This is a genomic window from Leptolyngbya sp. FACHB-261 (assembly GCF_014696065.1).
Taxonomy (GTDB): Bacteria; Cyanobacteriota; Cyanobacteriia; order FACHB-261; family FACHB-261; genus FACHB-261.
Map to the genome: position 1 here is coordinate 564,863 of NZ_JACJPL010000027.1, position 25,924 is coordinate 590,786.

29 protein-coding genes are annotated in these 25,924 nt (G+C 52.4%); 9 read left to right on the forward strand and 20 right to left on the reverse strand.

All coding sequences use genetic code 11. From position 1 onward, the window contains the following. Positions 1-80: 80 nt before the first annotated feature. The 5 genes from H6F94_RS22205 to H6F94_RS22220 all read right to left on the reverse strand — a co-directional run bounded on the left by H6F94_RS22205 (position 81) and on the right by H6F94_RS22220 (position 2,687). A complete protein-coding gene (locus tag H6F94_RS22205; RefSeq protein WP_190804413.1) occupies positions 81-647 on the reverse strand; it encodes an NUDIX hydrolase in 567 nt (188 codons plus the stop codon). A gap of 213 nt (positions 648-860) precedes the next feature. Further along, on the reverse strand, positions 861-1,325 hold the full coding sequence (locus H6F94_RS22210; RefSeq protein WP_190804414.1) for a hypothetical protein: 465 nt from the start codon (positions 1,323-1,325) through the stop codon (positions 861-863). Between the two features lie 375 nt (positions 1,326-1,700). Further along, positions 1,701-1,835, reverse strand: coding sequence for a hypothetical protein (locus H6F94_RS33060; protein ID WP_277878143.1), 135 nt, complete (start codon positions 1,833-1,835; stop codon positions 1,701-1,703). 89 nt (positions 1,836-1,924) lie between these two features. Then, positions 1,925-2,365 (reverse strand): acyl-CoA thioesterase, encoded by a 441-nt coding sequence (locus H6F94_RS22215; protein ID WP_190804415.1) that lies wholly within the window; start codon positions 2,363-2,365, stop codon positions 1,925-1,927. Positions 2,366-2,378: 13 nt separating this feature from the next. Beyond that, the gene (locus tag H6F94_RS22220; protein ID WP_190804416.1) at positions 2,379-2,687 is read right to left on the reverse strand and encodes a P-II family nitrogen regulator; all 309 of its coding nucleotides are present in this window, start codon (positions 2,685-2,687) and stop codon (positions 2,379-2,381) included. 95 nt (positions 2,688-2,782) lie between these two features. Between H6F94_RS22220 and hisF the strand changes: the two genes are divergently transcribed. Both hisF and H6F94_RS22230 read left to right on the forward strand, forming a co-directional pair. After that, entirely contained in the window at positions 2,783-3,595 is an 813-nt protein-coding gene (gene hisF, locus H6F94_RS22225) for an imidazole glycerol phosphate synthase subunit HisF (protein ID WP_190804417.1), read from the forward strand. Between the two features lie 211 nt (positions 3,596-3,806). After that, positions 3,807-4,106 carry a hypothetical protein gene (locus tag H6F94_RS22230; RefSeq protein WP_190804792.1) on the forward strand — a complete coding sequence of 100 codons (300 nt, stop codon included), beginning with the start codon at positions 3,807-3,809 and terminating at the stop codon, positions 4,104-4,106. On the opposite strand, the gene H6F94_RS32525 is transcribed toward H6F94_RS22230, so the two are convergent. Genes H6F94_RS32525 through gloB form a run of 4 tightly spaced genes read right to left on the reverse strand, consistent with a single transcriptional unit; the run spans position 4,076 to position 5,576 of the window. Further along, positions 4,076-4,180, reverse strand: coding sequence for a winged helix-turn-helix domain-containing protein (locus H6F94_RS32525; RefSeq protein WP_313949351.1), 105 nt, complete (start codon positions 4,178-4,180; stop codon positions 4,076-4,078). The two genes, H6F94_RS22230 and H6F94_RS32525, sit on opposite strands and share 31 nt — an antisense overlap. A gap of 60 nt (positions 4,181-4,240) precedes the next feature. Further along, positions 4,241-4,483, reverse strand: a complete 243-nt coding sequence (locus H6F94_RS32530; RefSeq protein WP_242041332.1) for a hypothetical protein — start codon at positions 4,481-4,483, stop codon at positions 4,241-4,243. Positions 4,484-4,487: 4 nt separating this feature from the next. Beyond that, complete coding sequence (locus H6F94_RS32535) at positions 4,488-4,781, reverse strand: response regulator (RefSeq protein WP_242041333.1); 294 nt, start codon at positions 4,779-4,781, stop codon at positions 4,488-4,490. 36 nt (positions 4,782-4,817) lie between these two features. Then, on the reverse strand, positions 4,818-5,576 hold the full coding sequence (gene gloB, locus H6F94_RS22240; protein WP_190804418.1) for a hydroxyacylglutathione hydrolase: 759 nt from the start codon (positions 5,574-5,576) through the stop codon (positions 4,818-4,820). A gap of 607 nt (positions 5,577-6,183) precedes the next feature. Between gloB and H6F94_RS22245 the strand changes: the two genes are divergently transcribed. Further along, positions 6,184-6,393 (forward strand): hypothetical protein, encoded by a 210-nt coding sequence (locus tag H6F94_RS22245; protein WP_190804419.1) that lies wholly within the window; start codon positions 6,184-6,186, stop codon positions 6,391-6,393. 9 nt (positions 6,394-6,402) lie between these two features. Here H6F94_RS22245 and cobW read toward each other — a convergent pair whose 3' ends face one another. Further along, the gene (gene cobW, locus H6F94_RS22250) at positions 6,403-7,506 is read right to left on the reverse strand and encodes a cobalamin biosynthesis protein CobW (RefSeq protein WP_190804420.1); all 1,104 of its coding nucleotides are present in this window, start codon (positions 7,504-7,506) and stop codon (positions 6,403-6,405) included. A gap of 241 nt (positions 7,507-7,747) precedes the next feature. Here cobW and H6F94_RS22255 point away from each other — a divergent pair, with 241 nt between their 5' ends. The 3 genes from H6F94_RS22255 (at position 7,748) to H6F94_RS22265 (ending at position 11,515) form a co-directional block, all read left to right on the forward strand. Continuing rightward, positions 7,748-10,384 (forward strand): sensor histidine kinase, encoded by a 2,637-nt coding sequence (locus tag H6F94_RS22255; RefSeq protein ID WP_190804421.1) that lies wholly within the window; start codon positions 7,748-7,750, stop codon positions 10,382-10,384. Between the two features lie 174 nt (positions 10,385-10,558). Continuing rightward, the gene (locus H6F94_RS22260; RefSeq protein ID WP_190804422.1) at positions 10,559-10,921 is read left to right on the forward strand and encodes an urease subunit beta; all 363 of its coding nucleotides are present in this window, start codon (positions 10,559-10,561) and stop codon (positions 10,919-10,921) included. Positions 10,922-11,002: 81 nt separating this feature from the next. Then, the gene (locus H6F94_RS22265; RefSeq protein ID WP_190804423.1) at positions 11,003-11,515 is read left to right on the forward strand and encodes a YcxB family protein; all 513 of its coding nucleotides are present in this window, start codon (positions 11,003-11,005) and stop codon (positions 11,513-11,515) included. Positions 11,516-11,545: 30 nt separating this feature from the next. Here the strand turns inward: H6F94_RS22265 and H6F94_RS22270 are convergent, their stop codons facing one another. The 9 genes from H6F94_RS22270 to fbp form a co-directional block, all read right to left on the reverse strand. Continuing rightward, a complete protein-coding gene (locus tag H6F94_RS22270) occupies positions 11,546-12,610 on the reverse strand; it encodes a serine hydrolase (RefSeq protein WP_199320579.1) in 1,065 nt (354 codons plus the stop codon). Positions 12,611-12,802: 192 nt separating this feature from the next. Further along, positions 12,803-13,306 carry a hypothetical protein gene (locus H6F94_RS22275; RefSeq protein ID WP_190804424.1) on the reverse strand — a complete coding sequence of 168 codons (504 nt, stop codon included), beginning with the start codon at positions 13,304-13,306 and terminating at the stop codon, positions 12,803-12,805. A gap of 654 nt (positions 13,307-13,960) precedes the next feature. Then, positions 13,961-14,476, reverse strand: coding sequence for a DNA recombination-mediator protein A (locus H6F94_RS22280; protein WP_190804425.1), 516 nt, complete (start codon positions 14,474-14,476; stop codon positions 13,961-13,963). A gap of 33 nt (positions 14,477-14,509) precedes the next feature. After that, positions 14,510-15,862 (reverse strand): cobyrinic acid a,c-diamide synthase CobB, encoded by a 1,353-nt coding sequence (locus H6F94_RS22285; protein WP_190804426.1) that lies wholly within the window; start codon positions 15,860-15,862, stop codon positions 14,510-14,512. Positions 15,863-15,923: 61 nt separating this feature from the next. Beyond that, a complete protein-coding gene (locus H6F94_RS22290) occupies positions 15,924-16,238 on the reverse strand; it encodes a hypothetical protein (protein WP_190804427.1) in 315 nt (104 codons plus the stop codon). Between the two features lie 69 nt (positions 16,239-16,307). Then, entirely contained in the window at positions 16,308-17,465 is a 1,158-nt protein-coding gene (locus H6F94_RS22295) for a glucose-6-phosphate dehydrogenase assembly protein OpcA (protein ID WP_190804428.1), read from the reverse strand. A 57-nt stretch (positions 17,466-17,522) separates the two neighbouring features. Beyond that, positions 17,523-19,052 (reverse strand): glucose-6-phosphate dehydrogenase, encoded by a 1,530-nt coding sequence (gene zwf, locus H6F94_RS22300; RefSeq protein WP_190804429.1) that lies wholly within the window; start codon positions 19,050-19,052, stop codon positions 17,523-17,525. Positions 19,053-19,229: 177 nt separating this feature from the next. Next, entirely contained in the window at positions 19,230-20,369 is a 1,140-nt protein-coding gene (tal, locus tag H6F94_RS22305; RefSeq protein ID WP_190804430.1) for a transaldolase, read from the reverse strand. Between the two features lie 2 nt (positions 20,370-20,371). Further along, the gene (gene fbp, locus H6F94_RS22310; protein ID WP_190804431.1) at positions 20,372-21,451 is read right to left on the reverse strand and encodes a class 1 fructose-bisphosphatase; all 1,080 of its coding nucleotides are present in this window, start codon (positions 21,449-21,451) and stop codon (positions 20,372-20,374) included. A 606-nt stretch (positions 21,452-22,057) separates the two neighbouring features. Here fbp and H6F94_RS22315 point away from each other — a divergent pair. The 3 genes from H6F94_RS22315 (at position 22,058) to H6F94_RS22325 (ending at position 25,607) form a co-directional block, all read left to right on the forward strand. Then, positions 22,058-22,657 carry a tetratricopeptide repeat protein gene (locus H6F94_RS22315; RefSeq protein ID WP_190804432.1) on the forward strand — a complete coding sequence of 200 codons (600 nt, stop codon included), beginning with the start codon at positions 22,058-22,060 and terminating at the stop codon, positions 22,655-22,657. A gap of 265 nt (positions 22,658-22,922) precedes the next feature. Beyond that, complete coding sequence (locus H6F94_RS22320; protein WP_190804433.1) at positions 22,923-24,188, forward strand: aspartate aminotransferase family protein; 1,266 nt, start codon at positions 22,923-22,925, stop codon at positions 24,186-24,188. 504 nt (positions 24,189-24,692) lie between these two features. Beyond that, positions 24,693-25,607 carry a phytanoyl-CoA dioxygenase family protein gene (locus H6F94_RS22325; protein WP_190804434.1) on the forward strand — a complete coding sequence of 305 codons (915 nt, stop codon included), beginning with the start codon at positions 24,693-24,695 and terminating at the stop codon, positions 25,605-25,607. A gap of 87 nt (positions 25,608-25,694) precedes the next feature. Here the strand turns inward: H6F94_RS22325 and H6F94_RS22330 are convergent, their stop codons facing one another. Then, the gene (locus tag H6F94_RS22330; protein ID WP_190804435.1) at positions 25,695-25,910 is read right to left on the reverse strand and encodes a hypothetical protein; all 216 of its coding nucleotides are present in this window, start codon (positions 25,908-25,910) and stop codon (positions 25,695-25,697) included. Positions 25,911-25,924: the final 14 nt, after the last annotated feature.

Here is a 25,924-nt window from a genome sequence, read left to right on the forward strand (position 1 = left end):
GGGAGACGTAGGGCAGCCTCAGTAGTCTCATTTTAAAGAAACATTGCGGACCTGGTCGGTGGAATTCACCCCGGATTGCCCTACCGCCAGAAACGCTGTGCTAGGTAAAAGCTGGTGATCGTCTTAGCGTCAAAGGGTTCACCGGCCAGGATTGCCGCTTCCATTTCTTCAGGCGTAAATAACTCAACCACCAAGTCTTCGTCTTCATCTTGAGCGGGCGGCTTCTCTAAAAGCTCTAAATCCAGAGCCGCAAACGCATAAATAATCTCATCCGAGTAACCAGGCGCCAGGTAAAACTGCCCTAATGTTTCCCAGCGATGAGCCCGATAACCAGTTTCTTCTTCAATTTCGCGCCGCACTGTCGCCGCCGGATCCTCTCCAGGCTCTATCGTTCCTGCCGGAAACTCTAGCAGTCGGCCTTTAACTGTAAAACGATACTGGCGTACACATACCAGCTTGCCCTCGTTAGTTAGGGGTACTGCTAAGGCCCCACCAGGATGGGGAATCCATTCCCAATCGCCCTCAACCCCATTAGGTAAACGCAGTCGATCAACCCGGTAACCGTACTTGCGACCCTGATATTGAAGACGATTGTGCAGAAGCTGATAGGGCTCACTACCTGGTAAGCCTGGTTGGTCCGGTTGCATTCTGGCTTTCCTAATGTCTAGGCAAAAAATATTGAGGCAAGAAGTGCCCAGGCAAAAAGCCGCAGTCTAGGCCACAATCTAAGGGCGCAATTAGAGACAAAATCAAGGCCAAAAATCAAGATAAGTACAACAGAGGCAAGCCTGGCGGTTCTAGCCTCTGAGCATATCGCTACCAGCATAGAAGCACACCAGGCTTGAGCAAGGCTTTAACCTCTAGCGGAATTGAGCGACCAGCTTGCTGACCGACTCTGGCGAGAAGTTGCCGCTAAATTTCTCATTGAGCATCTCGACAAGCTCGTCATCTTCCAGATTCGGGTTGGACTTAATGGTCGTTTCCAACCATTCGCGTCGCTCACCGGTCAGACGGCTAAATTGATTATTGCGGGTTCCGGTTTTACCTCTACCAGGCCCTTTGCTGTAAGCTTTCCCCCCCCCATCTGCTGGCGCATAGCCTCTAGCAACAATCTTTTTAGCTGCCATGTAATCTGCTAACTGGTGAGGCGATAGGCCCAGATCTTCCAGTCCATCTAGCACACTCTGGAGCTTGATGCCCTCTTCAATTCTGCCAGAGTCACGGTAAGCTGTCGGGATGTTGATCTCGCTCTCGATCTGCTGGAGTTGCTCTTGAAGTCTACGGTACTGATCTAATTTGTCTTTGACTGTGGTCTTGGCAGCCATGTAGGTTAATCCTCTGGTGTAGCGTTAACGAGTTCTATAAGGTTATCAGAGTAATGACAATTTTAGCCCTCTTAAGTTCTAATTTGCCAACAGTTTGACAAGCAAAATAAGGGATTCTCCTTAGAAAAAACAGACTCGATGATCAGCATCGCAGGCGTAGACAGAAGCTAGCTATAATTCAGTGCAATTCTGCCACCTAAGGTATCTCTCCTTTGGCAGAGCCTGTTACTACTAGCACAGCTTTTAGCACAAGCTAGGTTCCCCGTTGCTAGTACTGCTATCAAAAACTAGTGCTGCCTCAGGATAGAAGGGTGGTCTCAAAGCTTCGACAAGAGCCTTTATAGCTAGCTAAGGTTTCACTTGATACCACAAAATTCAGAAAAATGAACCGCCCAACTGGTTGAGAACAGCTGAAAGGTAATTGATGCGCGACATAGTAAAACTCAGCATCACACGCTGAGAGAGCAGACCAATAGCCCCACCAGCTTGTACAGCAGCGTACATACGCATAGATATAGGCATGGATATAGATATATAGAGGTAGGTGAAGCAATTGCTACCCAACTGGAAGCTCAAGTCCAGCTAAAAACCTCAAGTATTTAGCGAGCTAGATACTGATCGTGCCAGTCTCCAGTGCGCGGACGCTCATGCCAGGCAAAGGGTCTACCCTTCTCATCCAGTGCCACTAAAACCATTTCGCAAGCCACAATCTGGTTTGTTGCTGTAGGCGTTTCAGGATTAAAGACAAAAGCTTGTACTTCTACTGTTAGCGAAGTCCGACCCTCCCGTCGGACTCGGGTAAAAACCTCCACGATGTCACCCTGATGGGCAGGCGAGTTAAAGACCATCTCCGAGATTTTCTTGGTAACTACAGATGCATGCTCCATGTGACAACGCCCAAACATCACAGCGGCATCATCAATCCAAGCCATGAGCTGGCCACCGAACAAGAAACCGTAGGCATTGAGTTGAGCCCCTCGGACCGTGGTGCGAAAAGAACGCAACCAACCATCCGCGAGTAGAGAGTCACTGTAGCGCATCAGCTATCCAAACTTAACTGGCTAAGACTTCAACCGACTGCCGGAAGGCGATCAGCGCATGGCTTTCCAAGTAAGGCACCAAAGCAAGCAGAATGTCATCTGACACCTCTAGCGACACCACTGTTTTGATCTCGACATTGGTGTTGTAGCCTGCGATATCGCCCATACGGCTACCATGACGACCTGCGCCTTGGGCTGCACTAATCGTATAACCAGTCGCCCCCTGGCTTTCTAAAAGACGGACTAGACGGTCCTGCAAAACCGTCTCGCCAATGATCGTGATTAGAACAGCAGGTTTAATGGGTGTCGATTCAGGCTGCATGAGAAACGAAAAATGACGATGTATTTCCAGTATGAATGACGGTTAACCATATACCCTGAGAGAGTTCTGCTCCAAATTCAGGATGGATTCGAGCTGTGCTAGCTAAACGGATTTTGCCCTGCCTAGATGTCAAAGCTGGTCGCGTAGTCAAGGGAGTCAATTTTGTAGATTTGCGCGATGCTGGTGACCCAGTAGAACTGGCGCAAGTCTATAACGAAGCCGGTGCCGACGAACTCGTCTTTTTAGATATCACGGCTAGCCATGAGGACCGGGGCATTATCTTTGACGTGGTTCACCGCACAGCCGAGCAGGTTTTCATTCCGCTCACCGTAGGTGGGGGCATTCGTGACTTAGACACGATCAAAGAATTGCTGCGGGCGGGTGCTGATAAAGTCAGCATCAACTCCTCTGCGGTCAGTGACCCAGACTTTATTAACCGCGCCAGTGAGCGCTTTGGCAACCAGTGCATTGTGGTGGCAATCGACGCTCGCAGACGCTCCTCCCACCAGAGCGACCAGACTGATCCGGAGCAGACTCATCAGACTGGCTCCGAGATCTGGGGCTGGGATGTCTACGTGCGTGGGGGCCGACAAAACACTGGACTCGATGCAGTGCAGTGGGCACAAGAAGTGGTCCAGCGGGGGGCAGGCGAGATCCTGCTCACCAGTATGGATGCCGATGGGACTCAGGCAGGCTACGATCTTGAACTGACTCGGCGCATTGCAGAGACAGTGGAGGTTCCGGTCATCGCCTCCGGTGGGGCAGGGACCTGTGAGCATATCCGTCAAGCTTTAACTGAAGGTCGCGCAGAAGCAGCCTTGCTTGCCTCATTGCTCCACTACGGCCAACTGTCGGTTGCTGAGATCAAAACCTATCTCGGTCAACACCAAATTCCTGTGAGGAGCTAGTCTGACAACCCTAGTGCAGCAGAGCTTGAGGTGGCTCCTCAGTTAAGGCTCGCTTGTCTACTTGAGGCTGAGAAATCTGTTCAAAAAACTTTTCACAGTCTAACTTAGCAGCCTCAAGCTTCACTTCACAGCTGCAGCTCGGGGTCAGACCTTGCGAATTGTAGACTTCCTCTGGCCAGTTGCAGGAATCAAGGTTAAGATCTATTACATTATGATTATTCTTCTCATTCTGGTCGTTCTTCTGGTTGCTTGGGCGCTACAGCTCATGCAACGGGCACTGGAGTGCAAGGAGTTCTCGCTAATGCTGGCGGGCACTCTGGTCGCCACCTCAGCCGCTGGCCTCCTGGCTGTTTACTCTCTGATGGGAAGCTACATGGGCTATATGCACGGCACAGCCCACCGTTTATCTGCATATGATTTCAGCAGCTTAGAAATAGAATTTGCAACTATGCCGGTTGAGCCAGTCCAGACCCTGAGTGCTCAGCCCGAAGAGACATCCTCAAACTTATAGCCAACTCCAATTACCGTCTTGATGTAGCTAGGGCGGTTGGAATCAGGCTCAATTTTCTTCCGCAAGCGGGCCACGTGAGTATCAACTACGCGGTCATCGCCATAAAAATCACTTCCCCACAGTCGGTCAGTTAACTAGGTCCGGCTCCACACACGTCCAGGTTGACTAATCAGGGTTGCTAGAAGATCGAACTCTAGCGTTGTGAGTTCTAAGGGCTCGTTTTTGTCATCTTGGTAACGGCAAGCTGCGCGCTGTTCTAAATCAACGCTGAAATGAGCTGTGCGCTGAATTTGGGCTTGGCCGGCTTGACGCAGAACCCGCCGCAACAAGGCCTGTACCCGCGCCACCAACTCACGAGGGCTAAAGGGCTTAACCACATAGTCATCTGCGGGTTGAGAGCCATACAATCCGGTCGATCTCCTCTCCTCGGGCAGTCAGCATCAAAATATAGGGATCCTTGTCTCTTGGTCGAGAACGAATCCGGGCACAGACCTCAAGACCATCTAGACCCGGAACTAGTAGGTCTAGAATGACTAGATCCGGCTTCTGCTCCGCAAAAATTTTGAGAGCGCTCAAGCCATCCCTGGCGCAGCGGCAGGTGAAGCCTTCCTTTTCCAGATAAAGCTGAATCAGGTTGGCAATTTCAGCTTCGTCCTCGACGATCAGGATTTCCATAGGCCTGATTTTACAATTGCGATTCCAAAACTGATCCTAAAACTGATCTTTCATATCCCGAACTCGAGCAAAGACGCGAATGGGATCGCTTAAGCCAGCACTCTGTTGCAAAGCCGGTTGGTCCCAGCGTAAGAATGGATTAGTTCGGCGCTCTACCCCAATCTGTGAAGGTACAGTCGGCTGCTGTTGTTGTCGCGCTTGTTGCACCTGGGCAAAGCGAGTCTGAAGTTCAGCGTTGTGGGGATCAACGGTGAGTGCAAACTTTAGATTATTTAGAGTGTACTCGTGAGCACACCAAATGCGAGTGGCCTCCGGTAGGCGGCGCAATTTGCTCAAGGAATCCAGCATCTGAGCTGGAGTTCCTTCAAAAAGGCGACCGCAACCGCCAGCAAAAAGCGTATCGCCACAGAAGAGATCACCGGTTCCAGCAAAGTAATAGGCAATATGGGCTCGGGTGTGACCAGGCACAAATAGGACTTCCGCAGTCTCCTTAGCAAAGCTCACGCGATCGCCTTCGTTCAGAAAGACCTGTTGCCCTGGAATTCGGCCTCGGTCTAGTTCGCTGCCGTACACCGTAGCTTCTGGAAATGCCCGCAGCAACTCCAGGTTACCGCCGACGTGATCGCCATGATGGTGGGTGTTAAAAATCGCGACTAGGCGTGCATCCAGGATTCTAACCTGCTGTAGGACTGGCTCCGCTTGAGCAGGATCGACAACGGCAGCCGTACTAGAGGCAGGGTCGTGCAGCAGAAAGATGTAGTTGTCTGAGAGGACAGGCAGGCGGTGAACATTCATCAAACTTGCTCTCGAAACTTAGGGTCGCATCAGACAAAACACCTGATGTTTTCTATTGTGAACTGTCCAGAATTGCCCAACGCTCGCTTATTCCGAAATCTCATCCTCATGCTTGAATTGGGACGGGCACCCATCCGGCTTACACTTGCACTTTCCGCTTCCCTACCGGTTCCCTATTGATTCTGAGCCAGACTATGGCAACAGTGGATCATTGAACCCACAAAGTCATGGATCAATCAGGGCCAGACTGGGGTTTGCCTAAGTATTTTTTGACAGCCGAATTGCCTGATTCAAGCCTGAAAGCATTTAGCCCAAAATTGGGCGTTCGACACAATTTCATCAACTCTTAATAGAAGTCCTAAGCCAAGTTTACGAAAGCCAAACTAGAGACAATTAGCTTTAGAATCGAGCCCCAGAAGTTCTCACTTCAGTCGCTTTCGCAACCCGAAAAAACACCAGTTTTAGCTCCGATGCTTATTCTAAATGAGCCGTGAAATTGCTGAACTTTTGATTATTATCAGGACTTGCGTTTGCTTCCATGAGAAATAAAATACAGCCAATGCTGACGACTGCAACTACCTCATTTAGAACTAGGAGTTTGTTTCTCATGACGTTCGGATCTAGCGCCGCCATTGCGCAGCAAACACCCCTCGAACAATTAACAACTCAGATTCTCAACCAAGGCTGCATGTCCCGAACCGAATACGGCGAACTCAGCTCGGCTCTGGCGACCGAGCGAGAGCTCACGGCTGGTGAGCGCCGTCAGATTCATCGCGTTTTTGACTACCTGCAAACAGGTCGTTTGCAAGTTGAATAGGAGCTAGCGCTAGACGGGTAAAGCCAGAAGACCAGCTCGAATTGGCTCAGCCTCTAGCCCACGCCCAATGAAAATTAAGCGAGTTTGCCGCGATTCTGTCGATAGCCAGGGACGATCGTAGAAGCGATCAAATCGCTTACCGACCCCTTGCATCACCAAACGCATAGCCTTACCAGGCACAGCAACAAAACCCTTAATACGGTAAATCTCTTGCTGCTGCACCAGCGCTTCTAAATGCGCCTGCAAACGGTCTGGATCGAACTCTTGGTTCAGCACTACGGGCACAGAGATAATACCTTCGTCGTGCTCATGATCCTCACCTTCCGCGTGGCTGTGATGGCCCTCGCGCTGCTCGAGGTCGTCTTCGACCGCAGCATTAAAGCCCAGCAGCAGAGAGGCACTGAGCTGACCATGAGCACTCGTCACAGTCTTGACTCTGGCACTGAGTTGTGGCCTCAGCTGTTCTAGAACCTGCTGTTGGTCTGCAGCACTGACCAGATCGCTCTTATTCAGAATGACTAAGTCTGCACAGGCCAACTGATCTTCAAATAGTTCTTCTAGGGGGGTTTCGTGATCCAGGCTGGGATCAGCTTGACGGGCCGCCTCTTGAGCTACTGGGTCACTGACAACCTCCCCAGCAGCAACAGCAGCGCAGTCCACCACAGTCAAGACCCCATCTACAGTAGCGGCATTGCGGATCTCCGGCCAACGGAAGGCTCGAACCAGGGGGGCAGGCAGGGCCAAGCCAGACGTTTCGATCAGAATATGGTCAAGCTGGGCCCGCCGCTCTAGCAGAGCCTGCATGGTGGGTAGAAACTCTTCCTGGACTGTGCAGCACAGGCAGCCATTGGTGAGCTCAATGATATTAGTTGCAGCGCTAGTTGAAATGGGGGTGGTTGAGATAGGGCTGCGTTCTGCAGATCCAGTCTGAACCTCCTCAGGACACACCTCACAGCCGCGCAATAGCTCACCGTCGATGCCCAGTTCACCAAACTCGTTGACGATGACCGCAATGCGCCGGCCCTGATTGTTCTGCAAAAGATGTCGGATCAGGGTAGTTTTCCCACTTCCAAGAAACCCGGTAATTACCGTAACCGGAATCCGTGCAGACATGGCAAACCTACGTGCAAATCAGTGCTCCTTAGCTTACCACTCCAGCCTAACGACACTAAATCTATGGATTTTGCAACTATGAATTCTGAATGTGGAGTTACTTGAGGCCGTAGTTTCACTGACTGAAGACAGCTTAAGGCAAGGCTATTCTGGGTGGAATACTCGGTTAACCAACCATCAAACTCAGGCTGCATTCCAATAGATCTCCAGCCCCTTATTCTTCTGCTATGCAGATACTCGAATGAAGGCCACCGTCACTGACGCTACAGCCAGCCATAAGCTCTTGGAGCTTAGCTCCAACATGCAACAGGGCTTCTCATCTAGCTTCTTACTAACGCCAGAACACTCCTTGAGTGAAGTTGCTGCAGCGCTTCTGAAGCAAGGTCGTGAACGGCTACCAGTAGTTGCACAACATCAACTACTGGGTTGGGTTGCTCAGAAGACGCTGTTGGCTTGGCTGGCGCGAGGGCTTAACCCGGTTCAAACACACCTGTCCCAACTGCTAGATGAGTTGGAACTTAGCTCAGGCCAAGGGTTGGCACAGAGGGCAGAATCCCAGGTTCTCACGGGTCTACCAGAAGCGAGTTTGCGGCTAGGGGGCAGTTTCGGCGAAGTCTGTGACCAGGCAGTTACAGTGCTGGCCAGTCTATTTGAGGTCGCTTATGTCACCATCGAAAGACTGCGACCCGATCCAATCCAGGGTGCTCGCGTCGAAATTGTTTCAGTCTTGGCCGATGGTCAACTCCACCACGGAGGCGAGTTGCCGCTAGCCGGTTCCCCCAGTGAGCAGGTGTATCAAACCGGTCAGGTGTACACATGCCATGGTGAGCTGCGCAAGCTATTTCCTACAGACATTTTTTTGCAATCTCAGCAGCTACGCGCCTATCTGGGTTGCCCACTGCTAACACCTCAAGGATATGTCTGGGGCATTCTGCACTTAATGGATCGCCACGAGCGGCCATTTGCTGCTGAAGAACTGCGTTTGTTGCGCATCTTCACCGAGCGTCTGAGTACAGAGTGGGAACAGGAGCGACACTCTCAGCGCTTAGAGCAACAGGCTCAACGCCAACGCCTGGTTTATCAGATCGCGACTGATATTCGTAGTTCACTTAACTTAAAAACAGTGCTGCGTCGCGCTGTAGCTCGTCTTGGCGAAGCACTCCAAGTCGATCGCTGCGTTATTCGGCTAGTGGGTGAGGCGCGAGTCATTAGCTCAGGTCAAGATTTCTTTGAGTATTGCCAATCCCCCTGGCCCTCAGTACGCCAGAGCTTTGCTGATCATGGCGCCGTCACTGAGGATGTGCTGCGTCAACAACGCCTAATTGCCATTGCTGATGTTGAAGCTGATGAGCGCATCGACGCCAGCAGCTCTGAGTATCGCCACAGCCGCACCCGTTCGCTGTTGGTAGTGCCTCTGCTATGTCGAGCACCAGAAAGTAACGAAGCACTTTTGGTCGGGATTGCCTACCTCAACCAGTGCGCTCGCGTCCGCCACTGGACGGTCGCCGATCAGCAACTAGCTCAAGAAGTCTCTGGGCAATTAGCAACCGCAATCCAGCAGGCTACCCTGTACAAACAAGCTCAGCAACACGCCCGCCAGGAAGCGTTAGTCAATCAAATTAGCTCGGCGATCCGCAGCAGCCTAGACCCAGAGGCGATCCTGGAGCAAACCGTGCAGTTGTTGGGGGCAGCCCTCAACGTTGACCTGTGTGTCATTGCCATTGGCTCTCTGGATCAAGAAGCGTTTACCCAGATCGCTGCCTGGAAGCGTCAGGGCCGTGCCAGTCCGCCCAGCCGTACGGTCACCATTGACAACTCCCACATTCAAGCCCTAATCCACAGTCCGGATCCAATTGCTGTTGCCGATATTCGGCAGGCCACAGAACTGGATCAGGCCATGCGTGAGCGCTTCGAGTCTTGGCAAATCAGGGCTTCGCTGGCTGTGGCCACCCGGTTTGGCCGAGAAATTAACGGCATGCTAGGGCTATACCAGTACCAAGCCCGCTCCTGGCGCAGTGAGGAGATTGAAGTGCTCCGAGCGGTGGCCGACCAGACAGCGATTGCTATCCATCAGGCCCAGCTCTACCAGAAAATTCAGCTCCACAACCAATTACTGGAGCGCCAGGTTCAAGAGCGTACCGAGCAGCTGCAACTGGCCTTGGCTCAGGCACAGCACCTCAACGAACTCAAAGACAATTTCCTCAGCACGATCAGCCACGAGCTGCGCACACCGCTGACCAGCATGAAAATGGCGCTGCAAATGCTGCGCTTAGACACCTCACCAGAAAAGCAAGAGCGTTATTGGCAAATCCTCAATGATCAGTGCCAGTACGAAATTGACTTGGTTAATAACCTCCTAGATCTCCAACGCTTAGAAGCAAACACCCAGGAAACCAAGTTAGAGCCCATCTCATTGGAGCTTGAATTGCACTCGATCACAGAGGGCTTGCAGTCTAGTTTCTTAGCTCGCCAGCTGCGATTTACCTTGTCAATGCCGCAACATCTGCCGCTGATTTACTCCGATCTCTGTAGCCTGCGGCGCGTTGTCCATGAGCTATTGAGTAATGCCCGTAAGTACACACCAACAGGTGGTGAAATTGCGCTCCAGGTGAGTCTTGAAGCGACGCAAGAGGGCAATTGCCTACAACTGCAGGTGCTCAACAGTGGCCCTGGCATTACGCCTCAAGACCTCGACCGAATTTTTGATAAGTTCTACCGCTGCCAAGAGGCAAACCGGCAGGCAGTCAACGGCACAGGCCTCGGCCTACCGTTAGTAAAGAAGCTATTAGAAAGCCTAAGCGGTCAAATCAAGGTCAGCAGTTTTCCAGGGCAGACTTGTTTTCAGGTGCGGTTGCCTTTGGTAGTTGTTGCTGAGTAGTTGCTAGAGCTTCAGCGGAGGCTTTATCCTACCTAAGTGCGCGGCTCCTTCTAATCCCTTACTAATCAATCAGTTCAGCCACTCACTCCAGTCACTTAAACTAACTAGCTAACCCGGCTAGCCAACTCAACTGGCCAACCGGCAACTGTTAACCTCAACCTCTAAAGGCACGCCATGATACCGGGTGAATACTTTCTCCATGACGCCGAGGTCATTGCCAATCGAGGGCGCGAGATTCTCGACTTAGAGGTAACCAATACTGGAGACCGCCCGATCCAAGTTGGTTCTCATTTCCATTTTTTTGAGGTCAATCGGGCTCTAGAGTTTGAGCGTAGTGTAGCTTTTGGCAAGCGCTTAAATATTCCATCGGGTAATGCAGTCCGCTTTGAACCGGGTCAAACCCACCGCGTGAGCTTGGTCGCTCTGGGCGGCAAAGGATTAGTGCATGGGTTCAATAATCTGACTGCAGGCTCTGTGCGCACCGAACGCGGACGCAATCGTGCCCTGGGCAGCCTGGAAGCCTGGTTAGAAGAGTAAGGGAAGGCGGAGTCAGGCTTGGGGCAGACATTGAGGTGGAGCTGGCACAGTAATATACGGAGGTTTGCGCTTTCCAGCTCCATGCACATTCAGTTGACTTATACGCCTGAAGACTTCTATCAAGCTAACCTGCTGCACTGGCGGCGGAAACCGTTAGCTCGTTTGTTTCCCATTCTGGGGGCTGTAGCTCTGTTGCTGGCCGGTAGTGACTTCTATCTCTCGCCAACGTTTCTCGGGCGAGACATCTTACTATCTGCGATTGGCTTTTATCTGCTGCTCTATACCAGCGTCTTCTTGCGACTGTTTGCCACACTCGGTTTTCGCGATCAACGGGCTTTGCGTCAACCTCTGAATCTAGATATTGATGAAGAGCAGGTTCAGGTCAGCGGTCAGACGCTACAGGGCCAGACAGCTTGGTCTCAATATCAAAAGGCCATTTGGAACCAGGCTGTTCTGCTACTCTATCCCACCCCCGAGATCTTTCAGATTGTGCCTCGACGAGCGCTAGCTGCCGATCAAGATTGGCGCGAACTGTTGACACTAACCGCAAGTAAAGTCGCCCAAAGCCAGGGGCCAGACCCCAGCACAGTCTGATAACTATCATCTGGGTCTCAATTGACTCGTTTACCGTGAGCGAACCACAGCATCAATTGCTTTACGAATTTGGGATTCGCCGCCAGGGTTATTGGTCGTTACCGAAAGATAGCAGATCTGCTCCCCCAGCTTGAAGGCCAGCGTAGTGCCTAGAACTCGGGAAGTGCCCCCGGTTTTTTCGCCGAGCCAACGCACCGTTCGCCCTTCCAAAATATTGAAGCCAGCAAGGGCACTGATACCCATTGTGTCGTCGTACTGCTTGGCTAGAGCTGCGCGAATGGCATGGTAACCAGTTGTATTACGCGTGTAAATGAGCTGCATCATCTGGTTCAGCTCATTGCTGGTAATGCGGTTGGCAACTGTGCCAGGGTTTTGTGGAAAAATCTGATCACCGACCACCTTGTAGGTCACGCTGGTCCGAGTAAAGCCCATTGCCTTCAGCTCTCGGTTAATTGTATCCATGCCCAGGTAGTCAATCAGCTGATTGGTGGCCGTGTTGCTGCTATTGGCTAGCATTTCGGTCATCAAATAACGCAGCGTCTGAGGTCGGCCAATAGCGATCGCTGAGTGGTCTTCGGTGTAGTTACCTGGGTCAAGATAGATAGCAGTATTCAGGCTAGTGTTAGTTGCCTCCAAACGGGACACTAGCACCAGCGCAATTGGGACTTTAATCAGACTGGCAGCAGCAGCAGGCTGCAAATCACCGTTGAAGTCTACGCAGTAAAGCGGTCCTGTGCACAGTGAGATCGTGCCGTCAGAGCCCAAACCACTCTTCTGAGCAATCGTTCGCAGCAGTTGGGAATCCGCCTTCTTTTGCTTAACTAAAAGGTGGTCGTAAACCAGCGTAAGGCGGTTCAAGCCAAGATCAGATGGCACACCGCTATGGAGTAGGGGCAGCAGAGTTGCCGCGGCCGATTGCTGACCAAAGGAGCGGACCGCTCTGCTCTGATCAGCGGCACATAACACCCCTGCCAAGATAAGGCTGAGCCAAACTCGCCAGGGTGCGTAAGGTGCTCGCGGCAATAGAGCCGACCAGGAGTGGGGAGAGGGATCTGGTGGCGCGAGCGGGGCAGATTCAGGAATTTTGGGCAGCAAGCGGCTGTAGAAGGATCACAAAACACCCACTACCATACAGCTTTGTCGCAAACCTGAATGGGAGTTTCTGATACCTCTCAGGCATAATTTGCGGCATCAGTGGGGTAGCTCACTAATTTAGCCAGTAATTCGCGCAGCAGTCCAGGCACAGGCACCCTGACTGAATGACAACCTAAACGCACAGAACCGACCCTAGAGCGACTGAGCGAGCAGGCGATCTTGAGCAATATTGACATCGCTCATCGCTGGACTAGCGGGAAGGCCCATCCCTTTACGAGCCATCGTCATCGTATTCGGTAGAACCCCGCACACCTGACAGAGCCATTCGTCCGATAGATCAGCGATTGCTTTGGCACCTGCTGCTTGTATGAGCTTCGTCAGACATTTTTGGGCACGCTGTAGAGGAACGACCTCACAAGCCAACTCAGACAGATCATTGATCCAGGCAATGCGCTCCTCAAAAGCGGCTCGTCGTTCTTCAGAGCTTTGGGAGTGAGCGAAGTGAATGGAGCCTAGGAGGAAGATCTTCTGGCAGGAGTAGTCTGCGACTCCCCCGACCATGGCATCGGAACCCACGACATCAACGTAATGTTCTTTACAAAGCAGGACCAGCCCCTGTCCTCGCGCGATGAGGGTTTGACCACTGCTAAATAGGTGCAGTAGCTCCCCCTCGTGCCGAGGGGTAACCGAGCTCATCCTTTCAGGTCTATTAGAGTTTGTATCCATCTGATGACCTCTAGGGCAGGATTGCTAAGTGATGGGTACTTCTTCAAGTAACGGGTAGCTACTTCAGGAGCAGGCGAACTGGAAATCTCTACCTAAATCCCCTAATCCTCACAGGAGGATATCGGTGCCAGTTGGCATATACAGCAATGTGACTGCTGCAAGGTTGGGGCAGTCAGGGTTACACCCAGGGCCTTTAACCTGTGAAATCCCGTTGCTGTAAACGTTTGTTCACGAAGGTTTATTCAAGGACATGACCCAGAAATAACCCCAATTTTGATTGGAGAGCTTTCAGGTAGCCCCAGCCAGATCTGCACCAAACTGACTCTCGACGGCAGACGGTAGATGAAATGACTGAAAAGGCACCCTAGCAACCACCCTGTTCTGTTGGTAGTTGCCGCCTATTGGCATCTAACCATGTCAGCAGGAGGCGAACCGTCAAGATTCACCTTAGCTGGTGCACTCAATTATTAAATATTGGTAAACCTTGCCAGCAAGTGGTGTGATCTTCAGCACAGCGGAGGCTAAAGAGCTGTTACTGCCTGGTTTACCAGTTTTTCGGGATGCTCACTGGTGGAATTGCTAGCCAGAAATGAGATGGTCAAAAACGGGTCAGTCAAAAATGGGCTAGTCAAAGTAGAACAGCGTGACTACCTTACGCTGTTCTTCAGCATCCCGACAAGTTTGGAGCAGTGTATTGCTGTCATGAAAAGCAAAGCAAATCAACTGCTGACACTTGGAGACAATCTCCTGATTGCACTGAGCACTTGCCTCAGCTAGAGACAGGTTATCGTTCTCGCCGTGCTCGATCAGATGAATAACAGTTTCAAGCTGCTCTCGAGATTCCCGAGGTTGACGATCGAGGCTCTGAGGCAGGATAACGGTAAGCAAGTTGGGGTCGGCGCGTAGGGCCCCACGAATCGCAGCGAGGTTGATGCCCGTGGCGCCGGACGTCAGCAGCCGATTCCCACCCAGTACCAAGGCATAACTGAGGGTTTCGACTAAATTTTGATGGGTGATCGGAACGTGGCGAGAACCGAGTAGTGCAATCCGCTTGGAACTGGTCTGCTGGATGGCGGCCAGCTCCTGAACGAGCTCATCAACCCTCTCATCAACCTTGGGCAGGTCTATCGACTGGCTCAAGTGGTAAGCAACCTGGGAAACAACCCGATGATTTTAACAGAGTTTTGCGAATCGCTGACAAACCCGTAAAAAGTGTGCAGGTAGCTCTGGAGTAGCTCCCCAGTGCAGATGAACGTAGGAGGCGGTGAGCTTGCCCAACTGCCATCCCTCTTGCCTACCGTCAGCAAATTGGTATAGCGGTTGCGTAGCATCAGGATTCTGGGTAGAGCGGTGAAACTCATGCCCCTGTATTGGCTGTCCGGCTTGGCCGAGCACGCTGTCTTGCGCAGTGGTGGCTAGGCGGTAGCCCAAGGTTAAGCGTGCTCCCATGCAGGTTTGAGTAGGCAGAGCACCTACCAGTTTGTAAGTGTCGCCTTCAAAGGTAGTAATTGATTGGCTCAGGTACATTAGGCCACCGCACTCGGCATAGACTGGCATAGCAGCTTGAATGGCTTGCCGAACCTGGGCTAGGGCTGCTTGATTCTCTGCCAATACCGAAGCAAACATTTCGGGAAAGCCACCTCCGAAGTACAGCCCCTGCGTACCAACCGGTAACTCGCGATCCTGCAAAGGACTCCAGAACTGCACCTCGGCGCCTAACTCAGCCAGTAACTCCAGGTTATCTGCGTAGTAAAAACTGAAGGCAGGGTCCCGGGCCACAGCAATGATTGGCCCACCTTTTTGCCAAATTTTGGGTAGAACTCCGGCTGGCTCCCTAGTCTGAGAGGCAAGCGGAGCCGCCTGCAATAGCGGCATTAACTGGGCCCAGTCGAAGTGAGTTTCTGCCAGATGCGCAAGCTGGTCAGTGAGCTGCAACAGCGCAGGTAACTCCTCAGTCGGCACCAACCCCAGATGGCGACTCGGCAGTTGAATTTGCTCGTGTCGGTACAGAACGCCCAGGATAGGCAAACCCAGAGGTTCAAGCGCGGCCTCCAGCAATTGGCGATGGCGCTCGCTGCCCACCCGATTGAGCACAACGCCGGCGAACTGAAGCTGGGGATCGAAACTGCAGTAGCCGTGAACCATAGCCGCAACTGACTGTGCCATCCGGGCACAATCAACTACTAGCAATACCGGCAATTGCAGCAGGTGGGCCAGATGAGCAGTGCTAGCCCTTCCTTGCGAGTCGCCATCAAACAATCCCATCACCCCTTCAACCAGGACGGCGTCTACCCCTTGGGCCTGGCTTGCAAAGCAGCGAGTGACGTAAGCCTCACTAGTCAGCACCGGATCCAAATTGCGGCAGGGACGACCGGTGATCTGGGTGTGAAACATGGGGTCAATGTAATCAGGCCCCACCTTGAATGACTGCACACATAAGCCCCGCCGGACGAGTGCCGCCAGCAGGGCCAGGGTAACGGTGGTTTTGCCCACACCACTGTGGGTGCCCGCAATGATCAAAGCCATAAGTGGCTCAGCAAAGCTTCAGGACAACTGGCTTCAAGACAACGAGTACCACCAATCGAATCTACTGATAGAGAGATGGCTGCCCCCGAAGCTGACGCAGGGCATTGAGATGAGCAGGGCAATCGCAGCCAAACTTAGCAATCGATGCATTGCTCTCTTCCTCAGTGAACTCCAACAGTCGGTATTCTGGAGCTTGCTCCGCCAGTTGCACCTCTAATACAGGTGGGCGCGAAGCAGCGGGCACAACTGCTGGCTGAGGGGCAGGCGCACTGGATTGAGGCATAGCCAGCTCTGCAGCGACTGCAGCGTTAGCAGTTAGTAACAGAGCTCCGATTACACTTCGAGAACCCAGCCAGGTCAACACTGATTGGTCCATAGATTACACTCCCAGTTCTGCTTGAGTTCTCGGTTGTATAGTCAGGGCAGGAGGGGTCAGGGCAGGCGCTCAGGCTTGCACTGGAGCATTGGCAGATTCCACAATGGCCGCAGCGATCGTTAAGCTATCGGTGTAGAGCGCGTCCACACTCCAACGCTGAAGTTGCTGACCCAGTAGGGCATCGGCGTCTTGATCTGCCAGCGAGGTAACTTGCTGAATTCGGCAAGATTGGGCACCGCCACTCGCTTCCATGCGCATACAGCCCGTGCTTTCTGAGCAGAGGACTGTGCAACAATCCGCCTCGTCGTCGGTCGAGGTCAGACGTAAGCCAATCAAGTCGCCGACCACGCTGCCCACATTGCCAACCGGGACAGCGGCCAGTTCAGCTTCAACCGTTTGACCATTGGGACCGACAAAGGTGATGTGACGCAGCTCGTAGTCATCTGTGCCAATGCTATAGGATAGCGGGCGCCACTGTAAACGGCTCGCTAACCAGCCTAAGTAGAGCAACGCCTGGGTACTATTACCCTTTTCAAAGTCAACAGTGACGCGGTCCACGGCTTGTAGCGAGGCCCGACGCTCGGGGGGGTCAAAGGCTTGTGCGGTTAGTTCTTGCCAGGGGGCCAGACGGGACCAATTGAGGTCACTCATATGGACGCCTTTGCTGCTCAAGCGCTGCACTTGCAGCAGGTCGGCCTCAGGGCTACTGAAGAACGCCGAGTCTATGATGACCCGATTGCTCAACGAAACTAGACGGTCAAACAGGCCACTGTCAGAGACCGGACTGGCTTTCCACCACAAAAATACGGGTAGACCGGTGATTAGCAGGGGCTCTACAGTGCTGTGCAGCCGCTCATGAGCCTCAAGATTGCCCTGGATGGTGATGTACTCACAGCAGACTAGGGTGCTGCGACGCTTCTGCACCGGACAATAGGCGGCAACTTGAGCGGTCAGCCCTTCGTCCTTGCCATCAGGACTAGGGCACAGGTCAATGACCCGGCAAGGATTTTGAGTGGCAATAGCCTCAACCGAAGCCGAGGGAATACCTGCTGCTTCTTCGGGCTCATAAACCAGAAGGTTGAAGGTAGCTGCACGGGCTACACTCGTTTCACCGTGGAACTGCCAAATTTTGCCAAGCTCCGCCTCGATCTCGCCAACTGAGACATCTTTGGGCGTCTGGAGCGGCACAATGGACTGCTGGTCAAGCGTGGAGGTTTGGGTATTCATAGTCTAGGTGAGGGCTTAAGCCTGGGTCTATGTTAGCTAATTCGAATTAACTCCGAGTTAAAGCCGACGCCATTGTCTGCCATCGCGGTTCATGAGCAGTTCGGCTTCGGCAGGTCCCCAGGTGCCAGCTTCGTATTGAGGAACTAGAGCTGGGTCAGAGGGAGCATCCCAGGCGTTGATCGCAGGCGTAACGACGCGCCAAGCTTCTTCCACTTCATCAGCACGGGTGAAGAGAGTTTGGTCTCCCAACATGCAGTCAAACAACAGACGGTCATAGGCATCACTGCCTGAGACACCGAACGTATTGCCATAGCGGAAGTCCATATCCACCGAGCGGGTGCTGAGACTTTGACCCGGCATTTTGGCCTCAAACTTGAGCGAGATCCCTTCATCCGGCTGAATGCGCATAGCTAACACGTTAGGGCTAATCTGCTGAGCCGCTGACTGGTAGATCATGTGCGGCACCTGTCGGAACTGGATCGCAATCTCCGAGACCTTCTTGGGCATACGCTTGCCAGTGCGCAGGTAGAAGGGAACGCCCTGCCAGCGCCAGTTGTCAACCAGAAACTTGGCACAGACATAACTGGGCGTGGTGGATTGGGGATTGACGTTGGGTTCCTCACGGTAGCCCGGTACCTGCTTACCCTTCATCCAACCGGCAGCATATTGACCTCGAACGCAAGACAATTCCAGACGGCGAGTATCAGCTAAATGGGTCGCCTGGATCGCTTTGACCTTCTCAGTGCGTAAAGAATCAGCGTCTAACGCATTGGGTGGTTCCATCGCGGTCAGGCAGAACACCTGCATCAGGTGGTTCTGAAGCATGTCCCGCAGAGCACCGGAGGTTTCGTAATAACCAGCTCGGTCTTCAACGCCCACCGTTTCCGCCACCGTGATTTGCACATGGTCTACATATTGACGGTTCCAGATCGGCTCAAAAATTGTGTTAGCAAAGCGCAGCACCAAGAGGTTCTGCACGGTTTCTTTGCCCAAATAGTGGTCGATGCGATAGATCTGCTCTTCTTTGCAGACCTCACGCACAACCCGATTCAGCTCTTGAGCAGAAGCCAGATCCCGGCCAAAGGGCTTTTCGATTACCAGCCGCGTCTTGCGCGGATCCTGGATCATGTTAGCCGCGCCCAACTGCTGGATCGCTTCTGGGAAGAACTTGGGCGCAACGGATAAATAAAAGACCCGATTGCCCCTTGTGCCCCGCTTTTGGTCGAGTTCACTAAGCAGCTCATTGAGCTTGTGGTAGTCTTCGACCTTGCTCATGTCAGCGGGGCAATAGAAAAGGCCTTCCGCAAAGTCTTTCCAAACTTCTTCTGAGCCAATACCACTAGAAAACTGCTCGACCCCTTCCCGCATTTGTTCGCGGAAGTAGTCGTGGCTCCAGTCGCGTCGGGCTACCCCCACAATCGTCAGCTCGGGGGGCATTTTGCGTTCCTTACGCAAACCATAAAGGGCTGGGACTAATTTGCGCTGGGTCAGGTCACCCGAAGCACCAAAGATAACCAGGATGGACGGCTCCGGGATACGCTCCTGCTGCAAACCGACCCGTAGCGGATTTTCGAGCAGACTGACCATGGCAACTAAAGTCCTTTAGTCCTGTAAGGGGTCCTAAACTGAGTTCGAAAGAGATTCTCTAGAAATTGCACTAGAAATTGTTCTGGGGCAAGTTTTATCGAGTTTAGATATCGAGTTAGAAGTAATGGGGCACTCCTCAGCTGAGGTCTGCCCCAATCATCTAAACGTTTAGTCTACTTAAGCCGGCGTGAGACGCTGGATTTTCTCTTGCAAAGAGTTGAGCAAGGAGGTGTAGGGCTGCACGAACTTCTCGATGCCTTCAACCTGCAACTCGCGCATCACATCATCCAAATTGATGCCAATTTCGGGTAGGGAGTCAATGAGGCGATGAGCGCCCTCCAAGCCAGTCTCAATCCGATCTTGGATGTCACAGTGATCAGCGCAGGCTTCAACGGTTTGGGGTGGCATAGTGTTGACGGTGTCTGGTCCCACCAGCTCATCAACATACATGACATCGCTGTAGTTGGGGTTCTTGGTACCGGTGCTAGCCCACAATAGGCGTTGCACTTTAGCTCCCTTAGCTGCCAAGGCTTGCCAACGGTCGCTAGCGTAGATCCCCTTGTACTTCTCGTAGGCTAATTTGGCGTTGGCAATGGCGATTTTGCCCTGGTAGGCCCGCAGTTGCGCTTCTTTGTTGAGGTCATCGTCGCCCTTGAGCATGGCTTCGATGCGGTCATCAATATTAGAGTCGATGCGGCTGAGGAAGAAGCTAGCAACCGAAGCAACCTTGCTGATGTCGCCACCAGTAGCAGCAAACTTCTCTAGGCCCTCAATGTAGGCGTAGGCAGCGTTCTCGTAATCTTGCACTGAGAACAGCAGCGTCACATTCACATTGATGCCGCGCCCGACCACTTCTGAGATGGCTTGAGCAGCCTCAGAGGTGCCGGGGATTTTGATCATGACGTTCTTGCGCCCGATCGTCTCATAAAGACGTACGGCATCCCGAACCGTCCCCTCAGCATCGTGGGCGAGCGTGGGTGAAACTTCGATGCTGATGTAGCCATCAAGGCCGTCGGATTCTTCGTAGATTCCTTGGAAAATGTCGCAGGCATCCTGGATGTCTTTGATCACCAAAGATTCGTAGATGTCTTCAACTGATTTACCAGCTTTGGCACCCGTTTCGATGTCGGCATCGTAGATTGCATTGCCATTAATCGCTTTTTCGAAAATGGCTGGGTTTGATGTAATCCCACGCAGACCACGGGTCTCAATCAGTCGTTTGAGTTCGCCGGACTGGATCAAATCACGGGTGAGATTGTCCAGCCAGACGCTCTGACCGTGTTCTTTGAGTTCGAACAGGGGATTGGTTGCTGTCATAGTTACCTTCTGAGTTCGCTGACTTGAACAGGTTCTTGAGCCGATGCCCCCGAGCCTACGAAAGATTCCACTAGAGCTACATCGTCCGGGCTACCGATAATAAGCGGCGTCCGTTGATGGAGTTTCTTCGGGATCACGTCGAGCACGTTTTGAGTGCCAGTGCTGGCCCTACCGCCAGCCTGTTCCATCAAAAAGGCCATCGGTGCGGTTTCGTAGAGCAGTCTCAGCTTGCCATCGGGGTGACTTTCAGTGCCGGGATACAAATACACCCCACCCAACATCAAAATGCGATGCATATCGGCCACCAACGCTCCGGAGTAGCGGGAGGTGTAGCCGGGGGTCCGGTGCAAATGCATAACATACTGACGAATTGACTCTGGCCAAGAGCAGAAATTGCCCTCGTTAATGCTGTAGGTGTTGCCCGTCGATGGAACCTGAATATTCTCTTGGACCAGAATAAATTCACCCAAGCTGGGATCCAGGTAGAACGAGTGGACCCCCTTACCAATTGTGTAGACCAACACGGTGCCGGAGCCGTACAGGATATAGCCTGCAGCCAGTTGCTTGCGCCCGTCCTGCAACAGATCTAAGGCTTCGCCAGTTTCGTCATTGCCTTCTTGCTGACGCACCGAGAAAATAGAGCCAACCGCCAGATTCACATCAATGTTGGAGGACCCATCAATGGGGTCAAACAGCAAGGTGTAGCGTCCAACCGGGCAGTTTTCGGGGATGTAATAGGGTTTCTCCATCTCCTCTGAGGCTAGACGGCAGACTAAGCCACTCTGCTCCAAGGCGCGAATGAAGATCCGATTGGCGTACTGGTCCATCTTTTTGACTTCTTCGCCCTGCACGTTCACCGAGCCGGTTGAACCAAGGGCATCTTCTACTAGACCTGAACGGCTGAGATGGCGAGAGATGAGTTTGCCTGCTAGGGCGATGCGCCCCATCAAAGCGCTGAGATCCTGCGCCTGAGCGTCATAACTGCCACCGCCCACTTGCTGTAGCACATGGCGTGACAAAGTCATCAGGTCACGGCTAATCGCCAGTTCCTGGGCAGGAGGTAGTTGCGTGTTATCCACCATGGGGAAATGTAAAAGTTAAGAACAAAATGTCTTGAAATGTCTTGAAATGCCTAGGCTCAAGCCCGCCCCAAGAAATTACCAGTGAGCAAATGGCTAAGGCCAAATAATCCAGAAGCAAGTAGCCCAAAGCAAATAACCAAGTAGTAAGCCAGTTAAGACGAACAGCAAATAATCGGGTGACGGCGGGCAAGAACAACCTAGCTACTTGAGGCTAGCAATCTCAGGCTAGCAACCTTAGGACAGGGCCCGACTACACACCCCCATATCCCGATCTTAGGAAGCCCATCCTAAAAAAGGGCCGACTTCAAAGAAATTACAGAATTGCAAGCAGAAGTGAGCCAGTTTTCGAATTGGCTTTTGTGCACCCCCAAAGGGATGAGTTGATGGGTAAGGTTCGCTACCTATTTAGATAGATGCCGGATTCTTCGTCAGAACCCTGAAAGTATCGATAGTTCTAGCACCCAGCCTCTGGCAACAGTTAGGTAGGCACCGACAGCTGTAACGCGTGGCAGAGTCCTGCCACAAAAGTGACACAGGTGTGGCACTGCGATCCGGTTGAATTGCCTAAGGTGCGAGTGTGGGTCACTCACCCAGGGAGCTATCACCATGAAGGTTAGTCTTACTTCTACCCAATTTGGTTTGTCCCGGCCAGTCCAGCTACGGACAGGTCTGCGCATCCGTCGTCGTCCCCATGCACGGGTTTCATCCCTACACCAGCGTTCACTGTCTCGCCTGACGCAAATTCGCTTGCGTCGCTCGATTACCGCTCTCACCGAGCAAATCCAAACCTGCCCCAGTGTCAGCCTCTACAACCAACGAGGCAATCTCTACGCCATTCTCGGCCAGTATAGTGATGCACTTACTGACTACGACGAAGCCCTCTGCCTAAACCCCGAGGACATCAGCACCTACATCAACCAGGGCATGATTTTCCGCCTTCTAGGCGAGTTTGAACTGGCAATCACCAGCTTTGACTACGCGCTCATGCTCTCGGAGCAGCGCAAGCTCAAGCCTGCACTGCTCAAGGCTCATGCCTACGCTGAGTCTGGCCTAGCTCGGCATCAGATGGGGGACTGGAACTTGGCTGCCGGTCACTACCGTCGAGCATTGGATTTGATTGAGGCCGATCAATCAGCTGAGGCCGAAGCGGTACGCCGTCGCGTTTATGCTCGTCTGGCCAGTATGGGCATTTTTCCAGATGCCTAAAGCCCAAACGCCTAGAGCCCGAAACACCGAAGGCCAAACTACCTGAAGCTCAAAATGCCTACAGCCCAAGTTCTCTGAAGCTCAAGGTGTTTGGAGTTCTGGAGGTAGCTATTTAAGATCCCCAAGGGCTTAATTGCCATCGGCTCCTGACAAGATTAGGGGACTTGACAACAGCAACCGTTGGCAAACATGGAAATAATGGAAGGAGCCTGTTCGAAAACCGGGCCAAAATAGTTACTCAGCCAACTAAATCCTTGAGGGTCCAGTGAGTCCAGAAGCCTTGGTCCAGCCCGTCTCTTTGCAACCAACCGCTCAACACCAAGCCTCTACTGAGGCGGAGCAGTTTGATGCCCATGTGATGACGACCTATGCCCGGTTCCCTGTGGTGCTGGAGCGTGGTGAAGGCTGCCGAGTTTGGGACACCGAAGGCCGGGAGTATCTAGATTTTGTGGCTGGAATTGCCACCTGTGCGCTGGGTCATGCCCATCCGGCTCTGATTGATGCCGTGAGTCAGCAGATGCGCAAGCTGCATCACGTTTCCAATCTCTACTACATTCCCGAGCAGGGGCAACTGGCGCAGTGGCTGGTCGAACACTCCTGCGCGGACCGAGCCTTCTTCTGTAACTCTGGTGCAGAAGCAAACGAAGCTGCGATCAAGTTGGCCCGCAAGTATGCCCACATTCAGCGGGGCATCAGTGAGCCGGTGATTATCACAGCCCTTGCTAGCTTCCACGGACGCACGCTGGCGACGATCACGGCTACAGGCCAGCCCAAATATCAAAAGAACTTTGACCCCCTGATGCCGGGGTTCCACTACGTCCCCTATAACGACTTGGCAGCTTTAGAGGCAGCAGTTGAAGCGCTAGAGGGCCGTGTCTGCGCCATTCTGCTTGAAGCTTTGCAGGGTGAGGGCGGTGTCCGTCCTGGCGACCGAGCCTATTTCCAACGCATCCGCGAACTCTGCAACGAGAAAGGGATTCTGCTCATCCTGGACGAAGTGCAGGTAGGGATGGGCCGTAGTGGCAAGCTCTGGGGCTATGAAAACCTGGGCATTGAGCCAGATATTTTCACTTCTGCCAAGGCCTTGGGCGGTGGCGTGCCGATTGGGGCCATGCTGTGCAAGGAGTTCTGCAATGTTTTCGGCCCTGGCGACCATGCCAGCACCTTTGGGGGTAATCCTCTTGCCTGCGCGGCTGGCCTCTGTGTTGCTCAGACGCTGGTCAGTGATGGCTTGATTGAGAATGCCGCAGAGCGAGGTGCTCAATTGCAGGCAGGTTTGAATGAGCTGGTATCCCGTTTCCCGAATCTGCTTGATCACGCACGCGGTTGGGGTCTGATCCAGGGATTGGTGCTGAAAGAAGACAATGGCTTGACTGCACCGGCCTTGGTCAAAACTGCTTTGGAGCAAGGTCTATTGCTGGTGCCCGCAGGCCCCAAGGTAGTGCGCTTTGTGCCGCCGCTGATTGTCACGGCTGAGGAGATCGATCGAGCGCTGACAATTGTGGCAGAAGCGCTAACGGCAATCGTGTAAGCGCATTTTTAGATAATGCTTAGGTGAGGGGCACACGTTTGTGTGCCCCTCACCGTTTTAAAGACAAAAAAGACAAAGAAATAGTCATCAGGCTCTCAGATTCTTGGAAGGTTTCGAATTGAAAGCAGCAAATTGAAGACAGCGATTGAAGGCAAGCTATCACTTATTCTGAAAGGCCAGATAAGCTTAAACCCAAGATTAGATCTCAAGCTTAGACCGCAACAGCAAGTCAGATAACAAGAGCTTCTTTAGACTGGATCCTTCGCTCTGGCCTCAAATAGCAGATCAAGATATTTTTCGACAACCATACTAGTTTTTCATAACAGTCTGAAGATCTAGCTAAAGCCTGTGGACATCGCAAGTCTTAGGCTAGCTTGGGGCTGCATTTGCCTATTTGTATTCGTTCACCTCTTAAGCGTTAAAGCAGGTGAACTCGCCTTGTATTTAACTTCACTACAGATCTAGTGACCTGAAATTGCACAAGACTTAGAAGGTCGGCAAGAGATGTCAAGCCTGATTCAGAAATCTCTCAAGCCCATCAGCACCCAAAATTATCAAGGTTTGCTGCGACGAGTCCGGCAGAAAGTTTTACAACTCCCTTCAGAGTTTCGCTATCGGACAGAACTACTTAAATATGCCAGTCACCTGCCCAAGCTATCCGCAAGCGAGCATTCTATTGTTAATACCTTGCGGTCTGAGGGCGCTTACGTAACCTCGCTTGCGGCGTTGTCTCTGCCCTCAACAGCCCAACTGTTGCAAGCAGCTTGCGGCTTGTTCCAGGAACTAGAAGCAAACCGAGTCACCAGGCGAGGTAGACATTCGGTTTATGCCACACCCGAACAGATCTCGCATTATCCAGAGCTGTTTTTAGCAGGGCTGGATCAACAGCTTCTCAATATCGTTGAAACTTACATCGGCGTCCCTGTGGCCTATTTAGGCGTTTCCTGTCGCCGAGAAGTGGCGAATGGAAGGGAAGTTGCTACTCGCCTTTGGCATCAGGATCTCGAAGACCGCCGGATGATTAGAATTATTGTCTATTTAAATGAAGTAGACCAAGAGGGAGGACCCTTTGAATACATCGCCAAGAATTCTATTGCCCCTGTTCAATGGTTAAAGTATCATTCCCATCGCTTGCATAAAGCTTCGGTGGATAGGGCAGTTAAGTCTGTAGTTCCCAGACAGGACTGGAAAGCTTGCGTGGGGCCAGCTGGCACAGTAGTTTTTGCGGATACAGGCAGCATCTTTCATCGAGGTAGATTGCCCGTTGCGTCAGAACGCAAGGCCTTGTTTTTTACCTATACGTCCAGGCAGCCGCTTAACTTAACCTATGCCAAGCAATTGCTCTCTCAAGAGCAGTTATTAACCCTAACCCAATCTTTAGGCCAACGCCAGCGAGACTGTGTGTTTTGGCAGGGTTAGCACTTGAGCGACTAACTCCCCAGAAGCTAACTCCCCAGAAGCCTGCTCCCCAGAAGGGACTGGCTCTCTAGAGAGCATCTCGTTGACCTACCATTCTTCCTGCGCAGATTTTTTGAAGCTTCTCTTGGTTTCTTTAGTACGTGCAAGTCCAACAAGATCAAGTTTCAGCCCTGCCAATTTAAAAGCTGCCCTGCCAACATTAAATATTGGCGCGGTCAAACTAAAAGTTAGCGCGTCAACATCAAATGTTGGCCCGACCGATCTAGCTCCAGCCAGACCAAACCAGAAATTGGTGGGCTTCAACTAAAAGCTGGCTG

What these genes read in the sequence shown, in the direction of transcription:
- H6F94_RS22205 (WP_190804413.1), bottom strand. Translation starts at nt 647, where the DNA reads ATGCAACCGGACCAACCAGGCTTACCAGGTAGTGAGCCCTATCAGCTT.
- H6F94_RS22210 (WP_190804414.1), bottom strand. Translation starts at nt 1,325, where the DNA reads ATGGCTGCCAAGACCACAGTCAAAGACAAATTAGATCAGTACCGTAGA.
- H6F94_RS33060 (WP_277878143.1), bottom strand. Translation starts at nt 1,835, where the DNA reads ATGCGTATGTACGCTGCTGTACAAGCTGGTGGGGCTATTGGTCTGCTC.
- H6F94_RS22215 (WP_190804415.1), bottom strand. Translation starts at nt 2,365, where the DNA reads ATGCGCTACAGTGACTCTCTACTCGCGGATGGTTGGTTGCGTTCTTTT.
- H6F94_RS22220 (WP_190804416.1), bottom strand. Translation starts at nt 2,687, where the DNA reads ATGCAGCCTGAATCGACACCCATTAAACCTGCTGTTCTAATCACGATC.
- H6F94_RS22230 (WP_190804792.1), top strand. Translation starts at nt 3,807, where the DNA reads ATGATTATTCTTCTCATTCTGGTCGTTCTTCTGGTTGCTTGGGCGCTA.
- H6F94_RS32535 (WP_242041333.1), bottom strand. Translation starts at nt 4,781, where the DNA reads ATGGAAATCCTGATCGTCGAGGACGAAGCTGAAATTGCCAACCTGATT.
- gloB (WP_190804418.1), bottom strand. Translation starts at nt 5,576, where the DNA reads ATGAATGTTCACCGCCTGCCTGTCCTCTCAGACAACTACATCTTTCTG.
- H6F94_RS22245 (WP_190804419.1), top strand. Translation starts at nt 6,184, where the DNA reads ATGACGTTCGGATCTAGCGCCGCCATTGCGCAGCAAACACCCCTCGAA.
- cobW (WP_190804420.1), bottom strand. Translation starts at nt 7,506, where the DNA reads ATGTCTGCACGGATTCCGGTTACGGTAATTACCGGGTTTCTTGGAAGT.
- H6F94_RS22255 (WP_190804421.1), top strand. Translation starts at nt 7,748, where the DNA reads ATGAAGGCCACCGTCACTGACGCTACAGCCAGCCATAAGCTCTTGGAG.
- H6F94_RS22260 (WP_190804422.1), top strand. Translation starts at nt 10,559, where the DNA reads ATGATACCGGGTGAATACTTTCTCCATGACGCCGAGGTCATTGCCAAT.
- H6F94_RS22265 (WP_190804423.1), top strand. Translation starts at nt 11,003, where the DNA reads ATGCACATTCAGTTGACTTATACGCCTGAAGACTTCTATCAAGCTAAC.
- H6F94_RS22275 (WP_190804424.1), bottom strand. Translation starts at nt 13,306, where the DNA reads ATGAGCTCGGTTACCCCTCGGCACGAGGGGGAGCTACTGCACCTATTT.
- H6F94_RS22285 (WP_190804426.1), bottom strand. Translation starts at nt 15,862, where the DNA reads ATGGCTTTGATCATTGCGGGCACCCACAGTGGTGTGGGCAAAACCACC.
- H6F94_RS22290 (WP_190804427.1), bottom strand. Translation starts at nt 16,238, where the DNA reads ATGGACCAATCAGTGTTGACCTGGCTGGGTTCTCGAAGTGTAATCGGA.
- H6F94_RS22295 (WP_190804428.1), bottom strand. Translation starts at nt 17,465, where the DNA reads ATGAATACCCAAACCTCCACGCTTGACCAGCAGTCCATTGTGCCGCTC.
- zwf (WP_190804429.1), bottom strand. Translation starts at nt 19,052, where the DNA reads ATGGTCAGTCTGCTCGAAAATCCGCTACGGGTCGGTTTGCAGCAGGAG.
- tal (WP_190804430.1), bottom strand. Translation starts at nt 20,369, where the DNA reads ATGACAGCAACCAATCCCCTGTTCGAACTCAAAGAACACGGTCAGAGC.
- fbp (WP_190804431.1), bottom strand. Translation starts at nt 21,451, where the DNA reads ATGGTGGATAACACGCAACTACCTCCTGCCCAGGAACTGGCGATTAGC.
- H6F94_RS22315 (WP_190804432.1), top strand. Translation starts at nt 22,058, where the DNA reads ATGAAGGTTAGTCTTACTTCTACCCAATTTGGTTTGTCCCGGCCAGTC.
- H6F94_RS22325 (WP_190804434.1), top strand. Translation starts at nt 24,693, where the DNA reads ATGTCAAGCCTGATTCAGAAATCTCTCAAGCCCATCAGCACCCAAAAT.